General features: G+C 61.6%; 16 protein-coding genes. 4 read left to right on the forward strand and 12 right to left on the reverse strand.

What is annotated here, in order from left to right; translation table 11 throughout:
• Positions 1-91: 91 nt before the first annotated feature.
• The gene (locus ABH944_RS03540; protein WP_404604553.1) at positions 92-1,108 is read right to left on the reverse strand and encodes a zinc-binding alcohol dehydrogenase family protein; all 1,017 of its coding nucleotides are present in this window, start codon (positions 1,106-1,108) and stop codon (positions 92-94) included.
• A gap of 132 nt (positions 1,109-1,240) precedes the next feature.
• Here ABH944_RS03540 and ABH944_RS03545 point away from each other — a divergent pair, with 132 nt between their 5' ends.
• The 3 genes from ABH944_RS03545 to ABH944_RS03555 all read left to right on the forward strand — a co-directional run bounded on the left by ABH944_RS03545 (position 1,241) and on the right by ABH944_RS03555 (position 2,974).
• The gene (locus tag ABH944_RS03545) at positions 1,241-2,200 is read left to right on the forward strand and encodes a LysR family transcriptional regulator (protein ID WP_404604552.1); all 960 of its coding nucleotides are present in this window, start codon (positions 1,241-1,243) and stop codon (positions 2,198-2,200) included.
• Between the two features lie 227 nt (positions 2,201-2,427).
• On the forward strand, positions 2,428-2,724 hold the full coding sequence (locus tag ABH944_RS03550) for a BrnT family toxin (RefSeq protein ID WP_404604551.1): 297 nt from the start codon (positions 2,428-2,430) through the stop codon (positions 2,722-2,724).
• Entirely contained in the window at positions 2,681-2,974 is a 294-nt protein-coding gene (locus ABH944_RS03555; protein WP_404604550.1) for a BrnA antitoxin family protein, read from the forward strand. Before ABH944_RS03550 ends, ABH944_RS03555 begins: the two co-directional genes overlap by 44 nt.
• A gap of 41 nt (positions 2,975-3,015) precedes the next feature.
• Here ABH944_RS03555 and ABH944_RS03560 read toward each other — a convergent pair whose 3' ends face one another.
• Positions 3,016-4,233, reverse strand: a complete 1,218-nt coding sequence (locus ABH944_RS03560) for a cytochrome P450 (RefSeq protein WP_404604549.1) — start codon at positions 4,231-4,233, stop codon at positions 3,016-3,018.
• A 127-nt stretch (positions 4,234-4,360) separates the two neighbouring features.
• Between ABH944_RS03560 and serB the strand changes: the two genes are divergently transcribed.
• The gene (gene serB, locus ABH944_RS03565) at positions 4,361-5,203 is read left to right on the forward strand and encodes a phosphoserine phosphatase SerB (RefSeq protein WP_404604548.1); all 843 of its coding nucleotides are present in this window, start codon (positions 4,361-4,363) and stop codon (positions 5,201-5,203) included.
• 63 nt (positions 5,204-5,266) lie between these two features.
• Here the strand turns inward: serB and ABH944_RS03570 are convergent, their stop codons facing one another.
• The 10 genes from ABH944_RS03570 to pgeF all read right to left on the reverse strand — a co-directional run bounded on the left by ABH944_RS03570 (position 5,267) and on the right by pgeF (position 17,878).
• Positions 5,267-6,463 (reverse strand): cystathionine beta-lyase, encoded by a 1,197-nt coding sequence (locus ABH944_RS03570; RefSeq protein WP_404604547.1) that lies wholly within the window; start codon positions 6,461-6,463, stop codon positions 5,267-5,269.
• A 98-nt stretch (positions 6,464-6,561) separates the two neighbouring features.
• Positions 6,562-7,239, reverse strand: coding sequence for a hypothetical protein (locus tag ABH944_RS03575; RefSeq protein ID WP_404604721.1), 678 nt, complete (start codon positions 7,237-7,239; stop codon positions 6,562-6,564).
• Between the two features lie 17 nt (positions 7,240-7,256).
• The gene (gene bktB / locus ABH944_RS03580; protein WP_404604546.1) at positions 7,257-8,444 is read right to left on the reverse strand and encodes a beta-ketothiolase BktB; all 1,188 of its coding nucleotides are present in this window, start codon (positions 8,442-8,444) and stop codon (positions 7,257-7,259) included.
• 73 nt (positions 8,445-8,517) lie between these two features.
• Entirely contained in the window at positions 8,518-9,909 is a 1,392-nt protein-coding gene (gene rimO / locus ABH944_RS03585) for a 30S ribosomal protein S12 methylthiotransferase RimO (RefSeq protein WP_404604545.1), read from the reverse strand.
• A gap of 195 nt (positions 9,910-10,104) precedes the next feature.
• A complete protein-coding gene (locus ABH944_RS03590) occupies positions 10,105-11,079 on the reverse strand; it encodes a tRNA dihydrouridine synthase (RefSeq protein WP_404604544.1) in 975 nt (324 codons plus the stop codon).
• 400 nt (positions 11,080-11,479) lie between these two features.
• Positions 11,480-12,100, reverse strand: coding sequence for a polyhydroxyalkanoate synthesis repressor PhaR (gene phaR / locus ABH944_RS03595; protein WP_404604543.1), 621 nt, complete (start codon positions 12,098-12,100; stop codon positions 11,480-11,482).
• Positions 12,101-12,274: 174 nt separating this feature from the next.
• On the reverse strand, positions 12,275-13,015 hold the full coding sequence (locus ABH944_RS03600) for a 3-ketoacyl-ACP reductase (RefSeq protein ID WP_047897600.1): 741 nt from the start codon (positions 13,013-13,015) through the stop codon (positions 12,275-12,277).
• Positions 13,016-13,105: 90 nt separating this feature from the next.
• On the reverse strand, positions 13,106-14,287 hold the full coding sequence (locus ABH944_RS03605; protein WP_062083903.1) for an acetyl-CoA C-acetyltransferase: 1,182 nt from the start codon (positions 14,285-14,287) through the stop codon (positions 13,106-13,108).
• 326 nt (positions 14,288-14,613) lie between these two features.
• Positions 14,614-16,608, reverse strand: coding sequence for a class I poly(R)-hydroxyalkanoic acid synthase (gene phaC / locus ABH944_RS03610; RefSeq protein ID WP_404604542.1), 1,995 nt, complete (start codon positions 16,606-16,608; stop codon positions 14,614-14,616).
• 388 nt (positions 16,609-16,996) lie between these two features.
• A complete protein-coding gene (gene pgeF / locus ABH944_RS03615) occupies positions 16,997-17,878 on the reverse strand; it encodes a peptidoglycan editing factor PgeF (RefSeq protein ID WP_404604541.1) in 882 nt (293 codons plus the stop codon).
• Positions 17,879-17,880: the final 2 nt, after the last annotated feature.

Raw genomic sequence — 17,880 nt, forward strand, 5'->3', positions numbered from 1 at the left:
TCTAGCGCGACGCGCGCCGCGGGCTTCTCATGGGAAACCCGTGGCGCGCGTGCAACCTGCAATGGATTGGCCGATCGAAACGCCGGGCGAATCAGAACCCGGTCAGCACCAGCTTGCCTATCGCGCGCCCTTCTTCCAGCAGCCGGTGCGCTTCCCGCAGGTTCGTTGCATTGATCTTGCCGAGATCGCGGCCAAGCGTCGTCTTGATCGTGCCTGCGTCGATCAGTCGCGCCACTTCCGTGAGCAGTTTGTGTTGTTCGATCATGTCCGGCGTACCGAACATCGAGCGCGTGAACATGAATTCCCAATGGAACGCGGCGCTTTTCGCCTTCAGCAATTCGACGGCAATCGGCTTGCCGTTTTCGACGATCGTGCAAATGCCCCCTTGCGGTGCGATGACGGTGGCAGCGGCAGGGAAATGTTTGTCCGTGTCATTGAAGATCAGCACGTAGTCCACTTGCTCGAAGCCTGCATCCTTCAGTTGCTTCGGCATGTCGCCGAAATGATCGACGATATGATCCGCGCCCAGTTCGGTCGCCCACTTCGCCGATTCCGGCCGCGACGCAGTCGCGATCACCTTCAGCTTCGCCACTTTCTTCGCGAGCTGGATGCCGATCGACCCCACGCCGCCGGCGCCGCCCACGATCAACACGGACTTACCCGCGTCATGCCCTTCCGCCGATACGCCCACTCGGTCGAACAGCGCCTCCCATGCGGTGATCGTGGTCAGAGGCAATGCCGCTGCGTGCGAGAAATCGAGCGAGGCAGGCTTCACGCCGACAATACGTTCATCGACCAGATGGAACTCGCTGTTCGAACCCGGCCGGGTAATGCTGCCGGCATAAAAGACGGGGTCCCCCACCTTGAACAGCGTCACGTCCGGGCCAACCGCTTCGACCACGCCCGACGCGTCCCAACCGAGGACACGCGGCGTTTCTTCGACCTTGTCCTTCGGCGCACGCACCTTCGTATCGACGGGATTCACGCCGATCGCTTCAATCTTCACCAGCAGATCACGGCCGGCCGGCGCGGGTTTGTCGATCTCCACGTCCGTCAACGATTCCGGGTTCGAGACGGGCAGGTAACGGGTCAGGGCAATCGCTTTCATGAAATAGCTCCTCAAAGGGGGTATCAGGCGTCGGTAGGTGTCGGATTGCAATGCATGGACCCGATGTTAAGGAATTTCAGCTTCTCGTGAAACCTTCATAATTGCTGAAACATTTTATTGATAATCAAGAAAATGACGAAAATAGACGCGCAAAGCGAATTGCCCTACAAGACGCAGCTTGACCTGCTGGACGTCGCACTGTTCGTGCGGGCGGCGGCTCTATCGAATCTGTCGGCGGCGGGACGGGAATTCGGGTTGTCCGCCGCCGTGGCGAGCGCCCGGCTCGCGCAACTCGAGCGGCAGCTTGGCGCGCGGCTTTTGCATCGGACGACACGGCGCATCAGTGTTACGCAGGAAGGCGAAATTTTCGTCGAGCGCGCCCGCGCCCTGCTCGACGCCGCCGATGCCGCGCGTGCCTCGGTCGGACGCGCGTTCGAACAACCCCAGGGACGTTTGCGCGTGACCATGCCCTCGTCGCTCGGGCGTCAGCATGTGTCGCCGGTCATTCCCGAATTCCTGCGCCGCTATCCGGGTGTGAGCCTGGACTTGCGCCTGACCGACCAGATCGTCGATCTCGTCGATAAAGGCATTGATCTGGCTGTGCGTATTGGAGCATTGAAGGATTCGACGCTCGTCGCGAGAAAACTCGCCAGCAACCGGCGCGTGTTGTGCGCGTCTCCCGCGTATCTCGCTGAGCACGGCACGCCGCGCCACCCCGCCGATCTCGCGCAACACGAGTGCGCCGTCCTGTCCGGACAGCGAGACTGGGCGTTCGTCACGCCGGCCGGGATCATCGATGTGCGCGTGTCCGGCCGGGTCGACACGGACAACGGCGAGGTTATTCGCGACATATTGCTTGCCGGGATGGGTATCGGGCTGAAATCGACGTGGAGCGTGGCGCCGTTCCTGCACAGCGGCGAGTTGATGGCTGTGCTCGATAGTTACCCGCTCGCGGAAACGGTGGCGATCTGGGCGGTGTACCCGAGCCGTGCTTTCGTCCCGCCGAAAACAACGGCGTTCATCGATTTCCTGACGGAGCATTTCGGCGATCCGCCTTACTGGGATGTCGATCCGCAGAGAGTGATGCGGTAGCCTCCATCCCGTAAATGCAAATAAGAATTTGCGTATTCTTAAAATTTTGGCGTAGCGGGACTATTGCAGTGCAATGACGAATTGCCGCAGGCTCGACCGGCGCGTCTGCGCCCTTCGGCAACTCCTCTTGCTGTCCTCAGGGTTGTGGTTTTTCAGCCAGCAGCGCTTATAAATTTTGGGTGTACAAATAATCCTTGTACTCACCGTTTTTTGGGGGTACATTATTCATGGGCATTTCCTATAACGTTCCAAAGAGTGAAGCAAATATCGAGGCGCGAGGCCTGTCGTTCGAAGCGGTCCGCGACTTTGTCATGTCGAGTGCTTTGATCGTTGAAGACTGTCGCAGCATATATGTCGAACGCCGGTTTCAGGCTCTCGGTTTAATAGCCGACCGGCTACACATGCTGGTTTTCACGCCACGCGGCAACAGGATTCACGTTATTAGTTTAAGAAAGGCAAACCTTCGTGAGGTAAAGCGGTATGAACAAGCAGAACAAGGAAGAAGTGCCGGACGAGAACCCTGAATGGGGTGAGGCGGAATTCGCCCGTGCACGACCGGCATCGGAGGTTTTGCCAGAGCTTTATGGGCACGAGCGGGCAACGGAAATCCTGCGCCCGCGCGGACGGCCGAAACTGGAAAACCCGAAGTTGCCGATCAAATTGCGCATCGACCCCGATGTGGTCGACGCTTATAAAGCGCAAGGCGAAGGCTGGCAAACGCGGATGAATGCGGCCTTGCGCGATTACGCGAAATCGCATGGATTGATGCGCTGAACCTAGGTGAGTTAAGGCGTGCCGGTAAGGGCGCCCTCAACTCACCCCACCCTCACCGGCGCCTTCACAAATCCTCGAAACCGCGCCCGGAAAGCTCGCACCGGCTCCCCCGCAAGCCCGTAATTCGGGAACCTCGCAACAAACCTCCCAATCGCAATACGCGCCTCCAGCCGCGCCAGCGACAACCCTGCGCACTGGTGAATCCCAAAGCCAAACGCAAGATGCCGGTTCGGTTCGCGAGCGATATCGAAACGGTCTGCCGCCTCGAACTGCTCCGGGTCGCGATTCGCCGCCCCGATGCACAGCGTCACCGGCGTCCCGCGCGCCACCGGTATCCCGGCAATCTGCGTATCCGCCGTCGCTATCCGGTTGCCAAGCTGGTTCGAGCTTTCGTAGCGTAAGCATTCCTCGATCGCGCTTTCGATCAACACCGGATCGGCCAATAACCGCGTTCGCTGCTCCGGCCATTGCGCCAGCAGCACAATGCCGTTGCCGATCAGGTTGGTGGTCGTCTCGTGCCCCGCGTTCAGGATAAAAATGCAGTTGTGCAGCAGTTCGGCTTCGTCGAGGCGCTCACCATCGGCTTCGCTTTGAATCAGCCGCGTCAGCACGTCGTGCTGCGGGTCGCCAGGATGCGCACGACGCCGCGCAACCAGCGTCACCAGATAGTCGATGAAATCCGCCACCGCGCGGTTGCCCCGCGCTTCCTGCTCCACGTTCAGCGCAGGTTCCAGCGCGCCGAGAATCGCCAGCGACCAGTCACGCAATGGCGCGCGTTCGTCGTGCGGCACGTCGAGCAGGTTGCCGATCACTTCAACCGGAATTGCAGAAGCGAAATCATCGATCAAATCGATCTCGCCGCGTGCCGCAGCCTGGTCAAGAAGGCCGTCGACCAGACTCACGAGACCCGGTTCCATTGCCGCGATCGCACGCGCGGTCAGCGCCCCCGCGATCAGTTTGCGCACGCGCGTGTGGCGCGGCGGATCATTGAACACGAGGCTGGTCGTGTGATGCGCGAACAGCGGAGTATGGACGCCGTACTTCGGGCCGAATTCCACGGTCTTGTCAGAACTGAAGGTTTTCGGATCGCGATACACGGCCTGCACGTCCCGATAGCGCGTGAGAAACAGCGAGCCGTCGGGCATTGTCCTGACTGGCTCCCTGGTACGCAACGCGTCGTAGACCGGATACGGATCCGCGTAAAACGCGGCGTCGAGCTTGCGCAGATCGAAGTCGAGCGCGCGTTCGGTCGGGGTCATGCAGGTCTCCGTCGTTTTATCGGCAACCATCATAGCGGCGTGGCACGCACGTCCGCCATCGGTCGGGACCATTACAATGACGGGTCTCGACTGTTCCCCACGCCATTTTTCTCGCTCCCCACCCGTCATGAACCTCGTCATCCAAAGCCTCGACCCGATCGCCGATACGCACCTGAAACCGCTCACCGCGCTCGCCCGCTCGCAACAGACTGAACGCGCGGACGCCGGCCGGGTGTTGCGTCTGCGCGGCGCCGAGCCGCTGCAGCGGCCGGATATTGACGCGTATTGCGGCGCGCATCGGCTGGATTACGCGTTCATTGACCCGGCGCTGCGACTGAGCAATTTCGGCCTCCTCGCCATGGACATGGATTCGACGCTGATCACCATCGAGTGTATTGACGAGATCGCCGATTTTTGCGGGTTGAAGGCAGAGGTTGCGGCGATCACCGAAGCGTCCATGCGTGGCGAGATCAAGGATTTCAACGAGAGCCTGACGCGGCGTGTCGCGCTGCTGAAGGGCCTCGATGCAAGCGCGCTGGAACGGGTTTATGAGGAACGGCTGCGCCTTTCGCCGGGCGCGGAGACCATGCTCGCGGGGGCGAAGGCGGCGGGCCTGAAAACCTTGCTGGTATCCGGCGGGTTCACGTTCTTTACCGAGAAGCTGAAGGCACGGCTCGGGCTTGATTTCACGCACGCGAATACGCTTGAAATAGTCGATGGCAAACTGACCGGGAAGGTCACCGGCGAGATCGTCAATGCCGATGTCAAGGCGCGTACGCTGCGTGAAACCTGCGCGCAACTGGGTATTGATCCGCAGCGATCCATTGCGATGGGCGACGGGTCGAACGACCTGAAGATGATGGCGGAAGCGGGGTTGTCGGTGGCGTTCCGGGCGAAGCCGGTGGTTCGCGAAGCCGCCGGCCTGGCGTTGAATTTCGTGGGACTGGACGGCTTGCTGCGGCTGTTTTGAGCATGTGCGTATCGCGAGACAAGGGCTGAGCCGAAGACCCGGCCCTTGTCTCGATCGGCGTCTTCAGGCTTCCAATCCCGCTAGCGCCCGCTCAAGATCCGCCCGCAAATCGGCCTCATCTTCCAGACCGATATAAAACCGCACCAGCACACCCTCGTGCGGCCATACCCCGGCGGTGCGCATCGACTTGATGTCATAAGGCATCGCGAGACTGTTCGCGCCGCCCCAGCTCCAGCCAATCGCGAAGTTGTCCAGCGCTTCGACAAAGGTATCGATTTGCGCCGGGCTGTAGCGTTTGTCGAAGACCACTGAAAACAGCCCGCCCGCCCCCGTGAAATCGCGTTTGAAGAATTCGTGGCCCGGGCAATCCGCCAACGCCGGATGCAGTACCGCCGCAATTTCCGGCCGCGTCTTGAGCCAGTGAGCCAAGGCAAGCGCTGTCCGGTCGTGAGCCTCGAAGCGGATTTGCATGCTCGGCAAACTGCGCAGCACGAGCGAGCAGTCGTCCGAAGACACGCCGATCCCCATGCGCATCCGTGCGCTCTTCAATCGCATGTGGACCGCTTTGCCGGTGGTGATCGTCGCGCCCATCAGGATGTCGCTCGCGCCCGACTGGTACTTCGTCAGCGCCTGCACCGAGATATCGACGCCATGATCGAACGGCTTGAATGCGAGACCGGCCGAATACGTATTGTCGATAGCCGTGAGTATCTTGCGCGCCCGCGCGACCTTCGTGATCGCGGGCACGTCCTGCACTTCCATGGTGACCGAACCCGGCGCTTCGAGCCAGATCAGCTTGGTGTTCGGCCGGATCAGCGCATCGATGCCCGCGCCGATCAGCGGATCGTAATACGTCACTTCCAGACCGAAATCCGCCACGAGCCAGTCGGCATGTTCGCGATTCGGCGAGTACGCGTTGTCGGGAATCATCACGTGATCGCCCGTCTTCACCAAACCGAAATACACGTTCGATATGGCCGATAACCCCGAAGGCTGCAGCAACGCGTGCTTGCCGCCCTCGATCACCGCCAGCCGCTGCGCCAGCGCAAGCGACGTGGGCGTGGCGTGCAAGCCATAGCGCCATTGACTGTCGTCGCTCCAGACGAGCGCGCGCATGGTGGCGAGATTCGGAAATACCACGGTCGACGCCCGTGTAACCGGCATCGAGAACGAATCAAAACCGGGGGTGAGCTGATCCTCGGGATGAACGATGCGGGTCTGCAAGCTGCGCGCGCTGGACGAGTTGCTGGAATCGGTCATGAGTGTCCTGCTGGTTCGAGGCTTAAGAAAAAAGCGCCATCGCGTGAAGCCGATGACGCCGTGTTACATCAAACGGCGAGTTCGCGAGGGTTTGAGGGTTACTCGCCGATGATCACATTGCTGGTCCCGCCGAGCGCGTGACCAGCGGCCGGTGGAGCGGGCGGAGGTGCGGGTTCCAGCGACGGCGCGGCCGATTGTGGCGCCTTCGGTACGACCGCACCCGCGCCGGATACCGGGGCAGAAACCGCAGCCGATCCGGACCCGACCGGCTTGAGATCGAAGGGCAGCGGATTGGAATCGTCGGCATTCATGCGTTCGCCCGACACGCTGCCGTCGGCTGCAAACTTGCCGACCCAGTTCCCGGTGATATGCGTGCCGTCATTCGACTCTTCGATCTCGAGCGTATCGCCGTCACGGTCCCCCGCGACCAGGATCACCGTCGACGCTCCCGCGAACCGGTATTCGCCGTGCACACCCGTGCGCTCGTCCGTTTTTGCGCCGAGCTTCATCTCGATCTGCTTGTCGCCGAGCGTGCCGACATAGGTCGGGAAATGCGCGTAAGCCGGATTGGGCGTCAGCGGTTTGGGCGAAGGAAGCGCGAGTGTTTCGATGGCTTCCGCCGTACCCGGCGACTGCAGGCCCAGATCGCCCGGCGTGGCCGCCGCGCGCGCCGCCGACACGGCTCGGGAGCCGTCCGGCGGCATGGCTGAATTACAGCCGGCGAGCAACAGCGCTGCTGCCACCGCCGCCACTTTCATTTGCGTCATCAAATAAATTCCTGTGCTCGCGCGGCTCATACGCGTTCAAAAATGGCCGCAATGCCCTGACCGCCGCCAATGCACATTGTCACCAGCGCGTACCGTCCGCCCACGCGCTGCAGTTCGTACAACGCCTTCACAGTGATCAACGCGCCGGTTGCGCCAATCGGATGGCCAAGCGAGATGCCCGAACCGTTCGGATTGACTTTCGCGGGGTCCAGCGCCAGTTCCTTCGATACCGCGCAAGCCTGCGCCGCGAACGCTTCGTTGGCTTCGATCACATCGAGGTCGCCAACGCTCAGGCCCGCGCGCTCCAACGCCTTGCGCGTGGCCGGAATCGGACCAATGCCCATGTACTTCGGATCGACGCCCGCGTGCGCATACGAAACCAGCCGCGCGAGCGGCTTCAGGCCACGCGATTCAGCTGCACCGCGCTCCATCAGCACAACGGCCGCGGCCGCGTCGTTGATACCCGACGCATTGCCTGCGGTCACCGTCCCGTTTTCCTTGGCAAACACCGGCTTGAGCTTCGCAAAATCCTGGAGCGTGGCGTTCAGGCGAACGTGCTCGTCGGTATCGAAGACGATGTCGCCCTTCTTCGATGCTTGCGTGACGGCAAGAATCTGTTCCTTGAAATAACCCGCTTCGATAGCGCGCGCCGCGCGCCGATGCGATTCGAGCGCAAGTTCGTCCTGCGTCTCGCGCGAAATGCCGTATTTGGCTGCGACGTTTTCCGCCGTGACGCCCATGTGGATCATATCGAAGGGATCGTGCAGCGCGCCGAGCATCATGTCGACGAGACGCGCGTCACCCATGCGCTGGCCGAAGCGAGCCGCCGGCGCGAGATACGGCGCCCGGCTCATGCTTTCCGCGCCCCCGCCGATGGCGACATCGGTGTCCCCAAGCAGAATGGACTGCGCAGCCGAAACAATGGCCTGCAGGCCCGACCCGCACAAGCGGTTGACGGTCAGCGCGGGTGCGTGCTGCGCTACGCCGCCATTCAATGCGGCGACGCGCGCCAGATACATGTCCTTGGGTTCGGTCTGGATCACGTTACCGAAGACAACATGGCCGACGTCCTCGCCCGACACGTTCGCTCGCGACAAGGCTTCGCGCACCACGCGCGCACCAAGATCCGTCGGGCTGAAGTCCTTCAGCGCACCGCCGAAATCGCCAATTGCGGTCCGCACGCCGCTGACCACCATCACTTCACGTTGCGCCATGAAAGCTCCTTCGTCTCAGTAATTTTGCGCTCTAATAAACCCGCTGCGCCGAGCGTGAGGTCAAAACCAGACCTCAGACTTCGCCCCACAGGTCATGGCCATCGGCGCCGGTGATCTTCACCGACACGAAATCGCCCGCCTTATAACGCTTCGACGCCTTCTTCGCCGGCTCGATATACACCACGCCGTCAATCTCCGGCGCGTCCGCAGCGGTCCGGCCGACGCCGCCTTCGTTGCTCAGTTCATCGACAAGCACTTTCAGCGTCTTGCCGACCTTGCGTTTCATGCGCTCCGCCGACAGCTCTTCGGCCAGTTCCATGAAACGCGCACGACGGTCCTCGCGCACTTCATCCGGCAGCGCGCCGTCGAGCTCATTCGCCGTCGCACCTTCAACCGGCGAATAAGCGAAACATCCGACCCGATCCAGATCCGCGATACGAATAAAGTCGAGCAGCGTCTGGAATTGCTCTTCCGTTTCACCCGGGAATCCTGCGATGAACGTGCTCCGGATAGTCAGGTCCGGGCACATGGCACGCCACTTCTGCACGCGTTCGAGCACTTTCTCGGCGTTCGCCGGGCGCTTCATGCGCTTGAGCACTTCAGGGTGCGCGTGCTGGAACGGCACATCCAGATACGGCAGTACGTGACCCTTCAACGGACCTTCGGCCATCATCGGGATGACTTCATCCACGCTCGGATACGGGTACACGTAGTGCAGGCGGACCCACGCGCCGTATTGCACGGCGAGTTCGCCCAATGCGGCGACCAGATCCGTCATACGCGTCTTCACCGGCTTGCCGTTCCAGAAACCGGTGCGATATTTCACATCGACGCCATACGCGCTCGTATCCTGAGAAATCACGAGCAACTCCTTGACGCCGGATTTGAACAGATTCTCGGCTTCGAGCATCACGTCCGCCACCGGGCGCGACACCAGGTCGCCGCGCATGGATGGGATGATGCAGAACGTGCACCGGTGATTACACCCTTCCGATATCTTCAGATACGCGTAATGTCGCGGCGTCAGCTTGATGCCGGCAGGCGGCACGAGATCGATGAACGGGTCGTGCGGTTTGGGCAAATGCAGATGCACGTGGCTCATGACTTCGGCGGTCGCGTGCGGCCCGGTCACAGCGAGGACCTTCGGATGCACTTCCTCGATCAGCCCAGTCCCGCTCGCGCTTTTCTTCGCGCCGAGACAACCGGTCACGATCACCTTGCCGTTCTCGTGCAACGCCTCGCCGATGGCGTCGAGGCTTTCCTGCACGGCTTCATCGATAAAACCGCAGGTATTGACCACGACGAGATCGGCACCGTCGTAGGAACCGGAGATCTCGTAACCTTCCGCGCGCAGTTGGGTGATGATCTGCTCGGAGTCCACCAAGGCTTTTGGGCACCCGAGTGAAACGAACCCGACTTTAGGGGCCGAAGCGGTCAGCACGGCGGGGGAAATGGTCTGCGACATAGGTGAGTCCGGCGTATAGCGGTGATGATGGCGACAAATGGGGACGATGCGGCAAGGCCAAGGGGACCGATGTCCATGAGGACCACAGCCCAGACAGCGTCCCGCGCACGCAACCGTTTATTGTACCGCGCCCGCGACGGCGCAGCCGGCCAAGCGGCAAGGGGGTGCCGGATCGAGCAGACCGTGGACCTCACGCTAATGTGCCGTTATCAAGTCGTTGAATGCCGGAGCGCGCTCAATCACGTCGAGAATTTCGCGCGAATCATGCAGGCGCCGGATGGCTGTGTGCAGTTCGGCAGCCTGTGGCCAGGTCCGCTTGAGATAGCTGAGCCACATTTTGACGCGTCCGTGCTCATGACGGACTGCGACACGGACTTGCAGTTTTCTCAGGTAATCGGCGAGTTGAGCGAGCACGGCCGGCCATTCCTCGCCGGAGGGCGTCCGGTCCATCAATCCGCGGATGCGCAAAGCCAGGAACGGATCCGAGACGGCGCCGCGCCCGATCATCACGTCCGCACAGCCGCTGACCGTCCGGCACCGCTCCCAGTCGGCCACGGTCCAGACTTCTCCGTTGGCGACGACCGGCACGTCCACGGCGGCGTCGATGCGCGCAATCCATTCCCAGTGGGCCGGCGGCCGGTAGCCATGGTCACGCGTTCTGGCATGCACGACGAGGGACGCGGCGCCGCCTTCGGCCAGCGCCGTGGCACAGTCGATTGCGAGCGAAGTATCAGACACGCCAAGCCGCATTTTTGCTGTCACGGCGATGCCGGCAGGCACCACTGCACGAACGGACGAGATGATCCGGTTCAGCTGTTCCGGGTGCGCCAGAAGCATTGCGCCGCCACCGTGCCGGTTGACGATTTTGGCGGGACAGCCGAAGTTCAGATCGAGTCCATGCGGCGACAGGCTGGCCGCCGTGGCCGCATTCAGCGCCATCCATTCAGGATCGCTGCCGAGCAATTGGATCACCATTGGAGTGCCGGAGGCTGTACAGCCTCCGCGAAGGACTTCGGGCGTATCTCTCTCGTAGGCACTTTGGGGAAGGACCGAGCCCGTCACCCTGACGAATTCGGACACGCACCCGTCGAATCCGCGTGTGCTGGTCAGCACGTCACGCAGCACGTAGTCCGCAAGCCCTTCCATGGGCGCAAGAAACAGCCGGCTCATGGGAGAACAGCGCCTAAGCTGCTTTTGCGACTCTTACGATCGCCCGAGTTAAACAAAGCCGACTTTACGAACGGCGGGCGTGGTCATGTGGGACATGTTGTGGCCTGGCAATGTGAGTGCCGGGCGGCGTTTGGACACCGGACAGGCAAGAAGCTAACGAGCGCAGCGGCACGCATGCTGCCGTTAGCATCGTCGCTTGAAACAGGACAAAAGACGCTTGCAAAGGCGAGAACCGGCGAGGCGTCCGCCAGAGGACGAGATATTCGCCTTGGTCGCTGCGCTGCATACCGATATTGTACCGTGAGCGGGCGCGCTCGAATGCCGCGGCCCAACCCGCGACCCGCGCGGCTTTCCGGGCCGTCGCAAGTCCGCCTCAAGCCAAACGCCTCGCCAGCTCCGCTTACTTCTTCTCCGGCGTGCCGCCCGGCGGAGTCGTGGCCGTAGTAGCCGTAGTAGCCGGCGTTGCGCCCGTGACCGGCGTCGGGAACGGGAACGTGTTGAACATCGACTTCGCCTGGGTCTGCATCTGCTCCTGCATCTGCACGAACATGTTCTTCGATTGCTCGATATAGCTCGTCATCATCCCCTGCATCATGGGCGCCTGCATGTTCATGAACTGCGACCAGACTTCAGGATTGAGCGGCACCGCATTACCGTCGATCAGCCCCTTCGACTGGTCGGTGAGCTTGTGCTGGATATCGATGAACGCCTGGATATTCTTCTCCAGGTACGTGCCCATCATGCCCTGCATTGCGTTGCCGTAGAAGCGGATGATCTGCGAGAGCATGGTCGATGAAAACATCGGCAAGCCGCCGCTTTCTTCTTCCAGAATGATCTGCAGCAGGATGCTGCGCGTCAGGTCCTCGGCGGACTTGGCATCCATCACCTTGAACTCTTCCTGGTCAAGCACGAGCTGTTTGACGTCGGAAAGCGTGATATAGGTGCTGGTTTCGGTGTCGTAGAGCCGGCGATTCGGATATTTTTTTATGAGTCGTTCGGCGGATTTCTTTGTAGTGGTCATGTAACGCCTTTAAACGCAAAACTCAAACTGTGCCGACGGACTCCGCGTGATTGAAAGCGACGCAAGCCGCCGGTTCGTAGTGGATGCCGGTGGCCCGGCATCCAACCCCAACGTCCCGACCCGACGCGGGACGCGCGGCGCGCACAGCCTTATGGCGCGCCGCTTGAAGCCCCCTCACCCCATGTGCAGGCCGCCATTCAGCGAGAAATCGGCACCCGTCGAAAAGCCCGATTCCTCCGATGCCAGCCACGCCACGATCGAGCCGATCTCCTCCGGCCGTCCAAGCCGGCGAACTGGAATGGTCGCGACGATCTTCTCGAGCACGTCCGGGCGAATAGACTTCACCATGTCCGTCCCGATGTACCCCGGCGAGATGGTATTGACCGTCACGCCCTTGGTCGCCACTTCCTGCGCCAGCGCCATCGTGAAGCCGTGAATGCCGGCCTTCGCGGTGGAATAGTTGGTCTGGCCGAACTGCCCTTTCTGACCATTCACAGAGGAAATGTTGATGACGCGTCCAAACCCACGCTCGACCATCCCGTCGATCACCTGCTTCGTCACGTTGAAGAGACTCGTCAGGTTGGTATCGATAACCGCGGTCCAGTCTTCATGCGTCATCTTCCGGAACACAACGTCGCGCGTGATACCCGCGTTGTTCACCAGGATGTCGACTTCACCGACTTCAGCCTTGACCTTGTCGAAGGCATTCTTGGTCGACTCCCAGTCGCCCACATTGCCTTCGGACGCGATGAAGTCATAACCCAGCGCCTTTTGCTCCTCGAGCCACTTGACCCGGCGCGGCGAATTCGGTCCACAGCCCGCGACGACCGTGTAGCCGTCCTTATGCAGCCGCTGGCAGATACTGGTACCAATGCCGCCCATGCCGCCCGTCACATACGCTACTCGTTTCGTCATTACTCGCTCCGTTTATCGTTATGCGCGCCTGCAGCCGGGCATGCCTGCCACCCGGTACCGCGGCGCGCGGTGCTCTCGCACACTGTCTCCCTACGGCCGCTCTACCGCGAGCGCCACGCCCATACCGCCGCCGATACACAGCGACGCCAGTCCTTTCTTCGCATCGCGTTTCTGCATTTCATGCAGCAGCGTGACGAGAATCCGGCAGCCGGACGCACCGATCGGATGACCGATCGCGATCGCCCCGCCGTTCACGTTGACCTTCGACGTGTCCCAGCCCATCTGCTGATGCACGGCCAGCGCCTGGGCTGCAAATGCTTCGTTGATTTCCATCAGATCGAGATCCGACGCGGACCAGCCCGCGCGTTCCAGGCAGCGCTTCGATGCCGGCACCGGCCCCATGCCCATCACCTTCGGATCGACGCCCGCGTTCGCGTACGCCTTGATGCGAGCGATCGGCGTGAGGCCAAGCGCGTCGGCTTTTTTCGCCGACATCACGATCACGCCCGCCGCACCGTCATTGAGACCGGAAGCGTTTGCCGCGGTCACGGTGCCTTCCTTCGAAAACGCCGGCTTCAGGCCGGACAGCGACTCGGCTGTTACGCCATGACGCACGAATTCGTCGGTGGCAAAACGCAGCGGCTCGCCTTTGCGCTGGGGAATTTCAACGGGCACGATCTCGTCGTTGAAACGGCCCGACTTCTGCGCCGCTTCCGCCTTGTTTTGCGACAGCGCGGCGAACTCGTCCTGCGCCGCGCGCGTAATGCCGTATTCCTTCGCGACGTTTTCCGCCGTGATGCCCATGTGGATAGAATTGAACGCGTCCCACAGGCCATCAACGATCATCGAGTCGATCAGCTTCGCGTCGCCCATTCGGAAACCGTCGCGCGAGCCCGGCAGCACATGCGGCGCCGCGCTCATGTTTTCCTGGCCGCCCGCGATCACAATGTCGGCGTCGCCCGCAATAATTGCGTTGGCCGCCAACATCACGGCCTTCAGGCCCGATCCGCACACCTTGTTGATGGTCATGCCCGGCACCGAGCTGGGCAACCCAGCCTTGATCAGCGACTGACGTGCCGGATTCTGGCCGGAGCCCGCCGTGAGAACCTGGCCGAGGATCACTTCGCTGATCTGCTCGGGCTTGAGGTTCGCACGCTCGAGTAACGCGCGAATCACGATGGCGCCCAGATCGGGCGCGGCGATCTTCGCCAGCGACCCGCCGAATTTGCCGACGGCCGTCCGTGCGGCCGATACGATCACTACGTCTGTCATTTCAGTTTCCTTTGAGAATCGAAAGTGGTAGCCCGGGTTCAACCGGCTGATTACCTGACCGGCTGGATGCGTGTTCGCGCTCGCCCCTTGTCCGCCTGCGCCGTATTGAACCGGTGCAGCCGACGCTCTCAACAGCGCTGGCGTTACGTTGCTTCAGCTTTCTTCGGGTTTCTGCAACTGCAATAAAACGATAAGTAAGCAATACGTCGAATACTGTTGACCCGTCGCGCCCGAAATGCAATCGGGTCAATCCGCATGACCGGCACTGTTACTCGTCAAACTTGCACTCAAACCGCCGTTCAACCTGTGCAGGTCACGCAAAAATTTCACTGGTCCCGCTGCAGGACATAACGTCCCGGCGCCGGCTCGATCACGGGGTAATCATCCGACCCCAGGTTCGCCTTCGGCTTTACTTTCTTGCCGCCGTAACCATCGAGCCATTGTGTCCATGTGGGCCACCAGCTTCCCGGATGCTCGGTCGCGCCTTCAAGCCATGTATCTGGATCTTCGGGCAGGGCTTTATCGGCGTTATCGAGCAGCCAGAAATTGCGCTTGTTCTTCGACGGCGGATTGATCACGCCCGCAATATGTCCCGAGGCCCCGAGCACGAACGTCTGCGGCCCGGTCAGCAAAGGCGCGGATGCATACGCCGCCGTCCACGGCACGATGTGATCCTCGCGCGATCCATACAAGAACGTCGGCACGTCGATCAGCGATAAATCCACCTTCTCGCCGCACGTCGTCAGGTCGCCCGGATTACGCAGGCGATTTTCCAGATACGTGTTACGCAGATACCAGACGAACATCGGTCCCGGCAGATTGGTGGAATCGCTGTTCCAGTAAAGCAGGTCGAACGCCTGCGGGGTGCGGCCCTTCAGGTAGTTGTCCACCACGTAGTTCCACACCAGGTCGTTCGGGCGCAGATACGAGAACGTATTGGCGAACTCCACGCCGCGCATCAGCGCAGGCGCTTTGCCGTCCTTGCCGCCGATGGTCTGCTCGCGCATCTGCACATGCTGCTCATCGATAAATACATCGAGCACGCCCGTGTCCGAGAAGTCGAGCATGGCGGTCAGCAGCGTCATGGAAGCCGCCGGATGTTCGCCACGCGCGGCCAGCACGGAAAGCGCGGTCGCAAGCAGCGTACCGCCGATGCAAAAACCGAGCGTGTTGATCTGCTCGCGGCCACCGATCTGCTTGACTACATCGATAGACGTGAGCACCCCTTCATCGATGTAATCGTCCCAGGTCTTGTGCGCGATCGATGCATCCGCATTACGCCACGAGATCATGAAAACCTGATGGCCGGCGTCGAGCGCATGCGCGACCAGCGAGCCTTCCGGTTGCAGGTCGAGGATATAGAACTTGTTGATGCACGGCGGCACGATCAACAGCGGCCGCTCTCTCACGGTCGCGGTGCGCGGCGTGTACTGGATCAGTTGCAGCAGGTCGTTCTCGAACACGACCGAGCCTTGCGTGGTCGCAATGTTCTTGCCGACCACGAAGCCCGATTCATCGCTTTGCTGGATCTTGCCGCGCTGCATGTCAGCGAGCAGATTCATCATGCCCTTTTGCAAGCTCTCGCCGCGGCTTTCGATCAGCGCCTTCTGCGCATCCGGATTCAACGCGATGTAATTGCTCGGCGATGCCGCGGCCGCCCACTGCTGCACCGCGAACCTGATCCGCTCGCGGGTCTTGTGATCGCCTTCGACCGCTTCAGCGAGCTCCTGCAAATAACGCGCGTTCAGCACATACCACGCAGCGGCGAACGCAAAACCTGGCGCGGACTGCCACGCAGCACCGCTGAAGCGACGGTCTTTCAGCGTCGCCAGGTCAATGCTTTGCTCACTCGCCTGCTTGAGGAGTTCCATGGCCTCGCGCGAGAAACTGGACTGCAGTTCCTGCAGGCGCTCCGGCGCGATTGCCGCGGTTGGAATCTTCGGCATGGCGGGCATGGCGAACGGCAATGAGCCGCTACCTGTACCGCCCATCCCGCTGCCGGCATGACTGCCCGGGAACCCGGAAAAACCGGGGAAACCCGCAAGCGCGGCAAACGGATTGGCCGATGCTGATCCGGGCGATTCCGTCTGTCCCGGATTCGCCTGGGCGGCAAGCTTTTGCCACTGAGCAGGATCGGCTACCGCACGCCAGGTGTTGAGCCATTGCTCGAACATCTTTTGAACCGCCGCGGGGTCTGTGGAGGATATGCCGAAGGGTATACCAGGCGTGCCGGACGCGGCAGGCGCAGCTTGCGCAGCCTGCGCAGCGGACGGACTTGTTGAACCCGGTGACGATGATGATGAAGATCTGGAAGCAGCCATATCCGCGTTTGACCTAAGCGTCCCGAGAGACTGAGTTGCTGATGCAGGCGTGACGTGGAGCCGCGTCGTCGTGATCGTCGCGCCGGGCTGTTAAACGCCCGACCGCAGTGATGTGACCTTGCTACGCCGTGCGCTTTTGTGAAACATTCTTGCTCCACGGTGCAAGGCGTGTCAATGCGTCGCCTTGATTTTGACGCAGTGCGATATTTTTTTCATCATCGTTTTCCCGATGTGACGCGATGATGAATGTCAAGAATTGTTGCGCAACATAAAACTCGACCGTCGCGCGGCAGTCATGTTTTCTTGGCGCGAGCGAGCGTGCGCTACGGTATCGGCGAAGATCGGGGCAGCAGCGAACTTCAGCAGGGTCAGCGCGGGTCTCGCGGGCCTATTCTCCCAGCCAGATCATCGCGGCCGTGCGCCCGGTAGTGCGGTCCCGCCGATACGAATAGAACCGGTCCGCTTCAGTCACCGTACAAAACGTGCCGCCGTGGATATTCTCCGATGCCACGCCGGCCCCCTGGAGGCGCAAACGGGCGAGCGCGTAGAGATCGGCGAGATATTTGTGTTTCTCTTCACGTTTGGCGAAAGCGGCAACGGTCGCGTCGCGCAACGCGGGGTCGGCCGCAGCGACAAACGCATCAAGTACGTCCTCGCCAACTTCGAACGCCGCCGGGCCGATAGCCGGACCGAGCCATGCATGCAGCGTGTTGCTCCTGGCGCCGGCCAGATCGGCCACGCGCGCGGCCGTCTTTTCCACGATTCCAGCCGCGAGGCCACGCCAGCCTGCGTGCGCGGCACCTACTGCGCAGCCGGCGGTATCGCAGAAAAGTACCGGCAGGCAATCCGCGATCATCACCACGCACACAACGCCTGCGCGATCCGTCACCGCTGCGTCGGCTTTGACCGCTGAACCGGCAGAACCCGCGCAGCGGTCGATCACCTCACCCGCATCCTCGATCCGCGCGCCATGCACCTGCTCGAGCCACGCAACCGGAGCGCCAGTAAGCTCCACCACGCGTCGACGGTTTTCCACTACGGCGTCGGGCGCATCGCCTGTGTGCAAACCCAGATTGAGCCCGCCGCGGCCGTTCGCACCGCCATACGGCGCGGCACTGACGCCACCATTGCGGGTGGTCGCGAGCGCCTTCACTCGCGGAGAAACAGCACCGGAACCACTCGACCAGCCAGGCCAAAGGCAGTCGTCACGGCGAAGCGGCGGGCAGGCGGCAAATCTGGCGGCAAAGTCAGCCTCGGAGGGCGTCACCATCG

The organism is Caballeronia udeis (genome assembly GCF_044909315.1).
GTDB lineage: Bacteria > Pseudomonadota > Gammaproteobacteria > Burkholderiales > Burkholderiaceae > Caballeronia > Caballeronia udeis_A.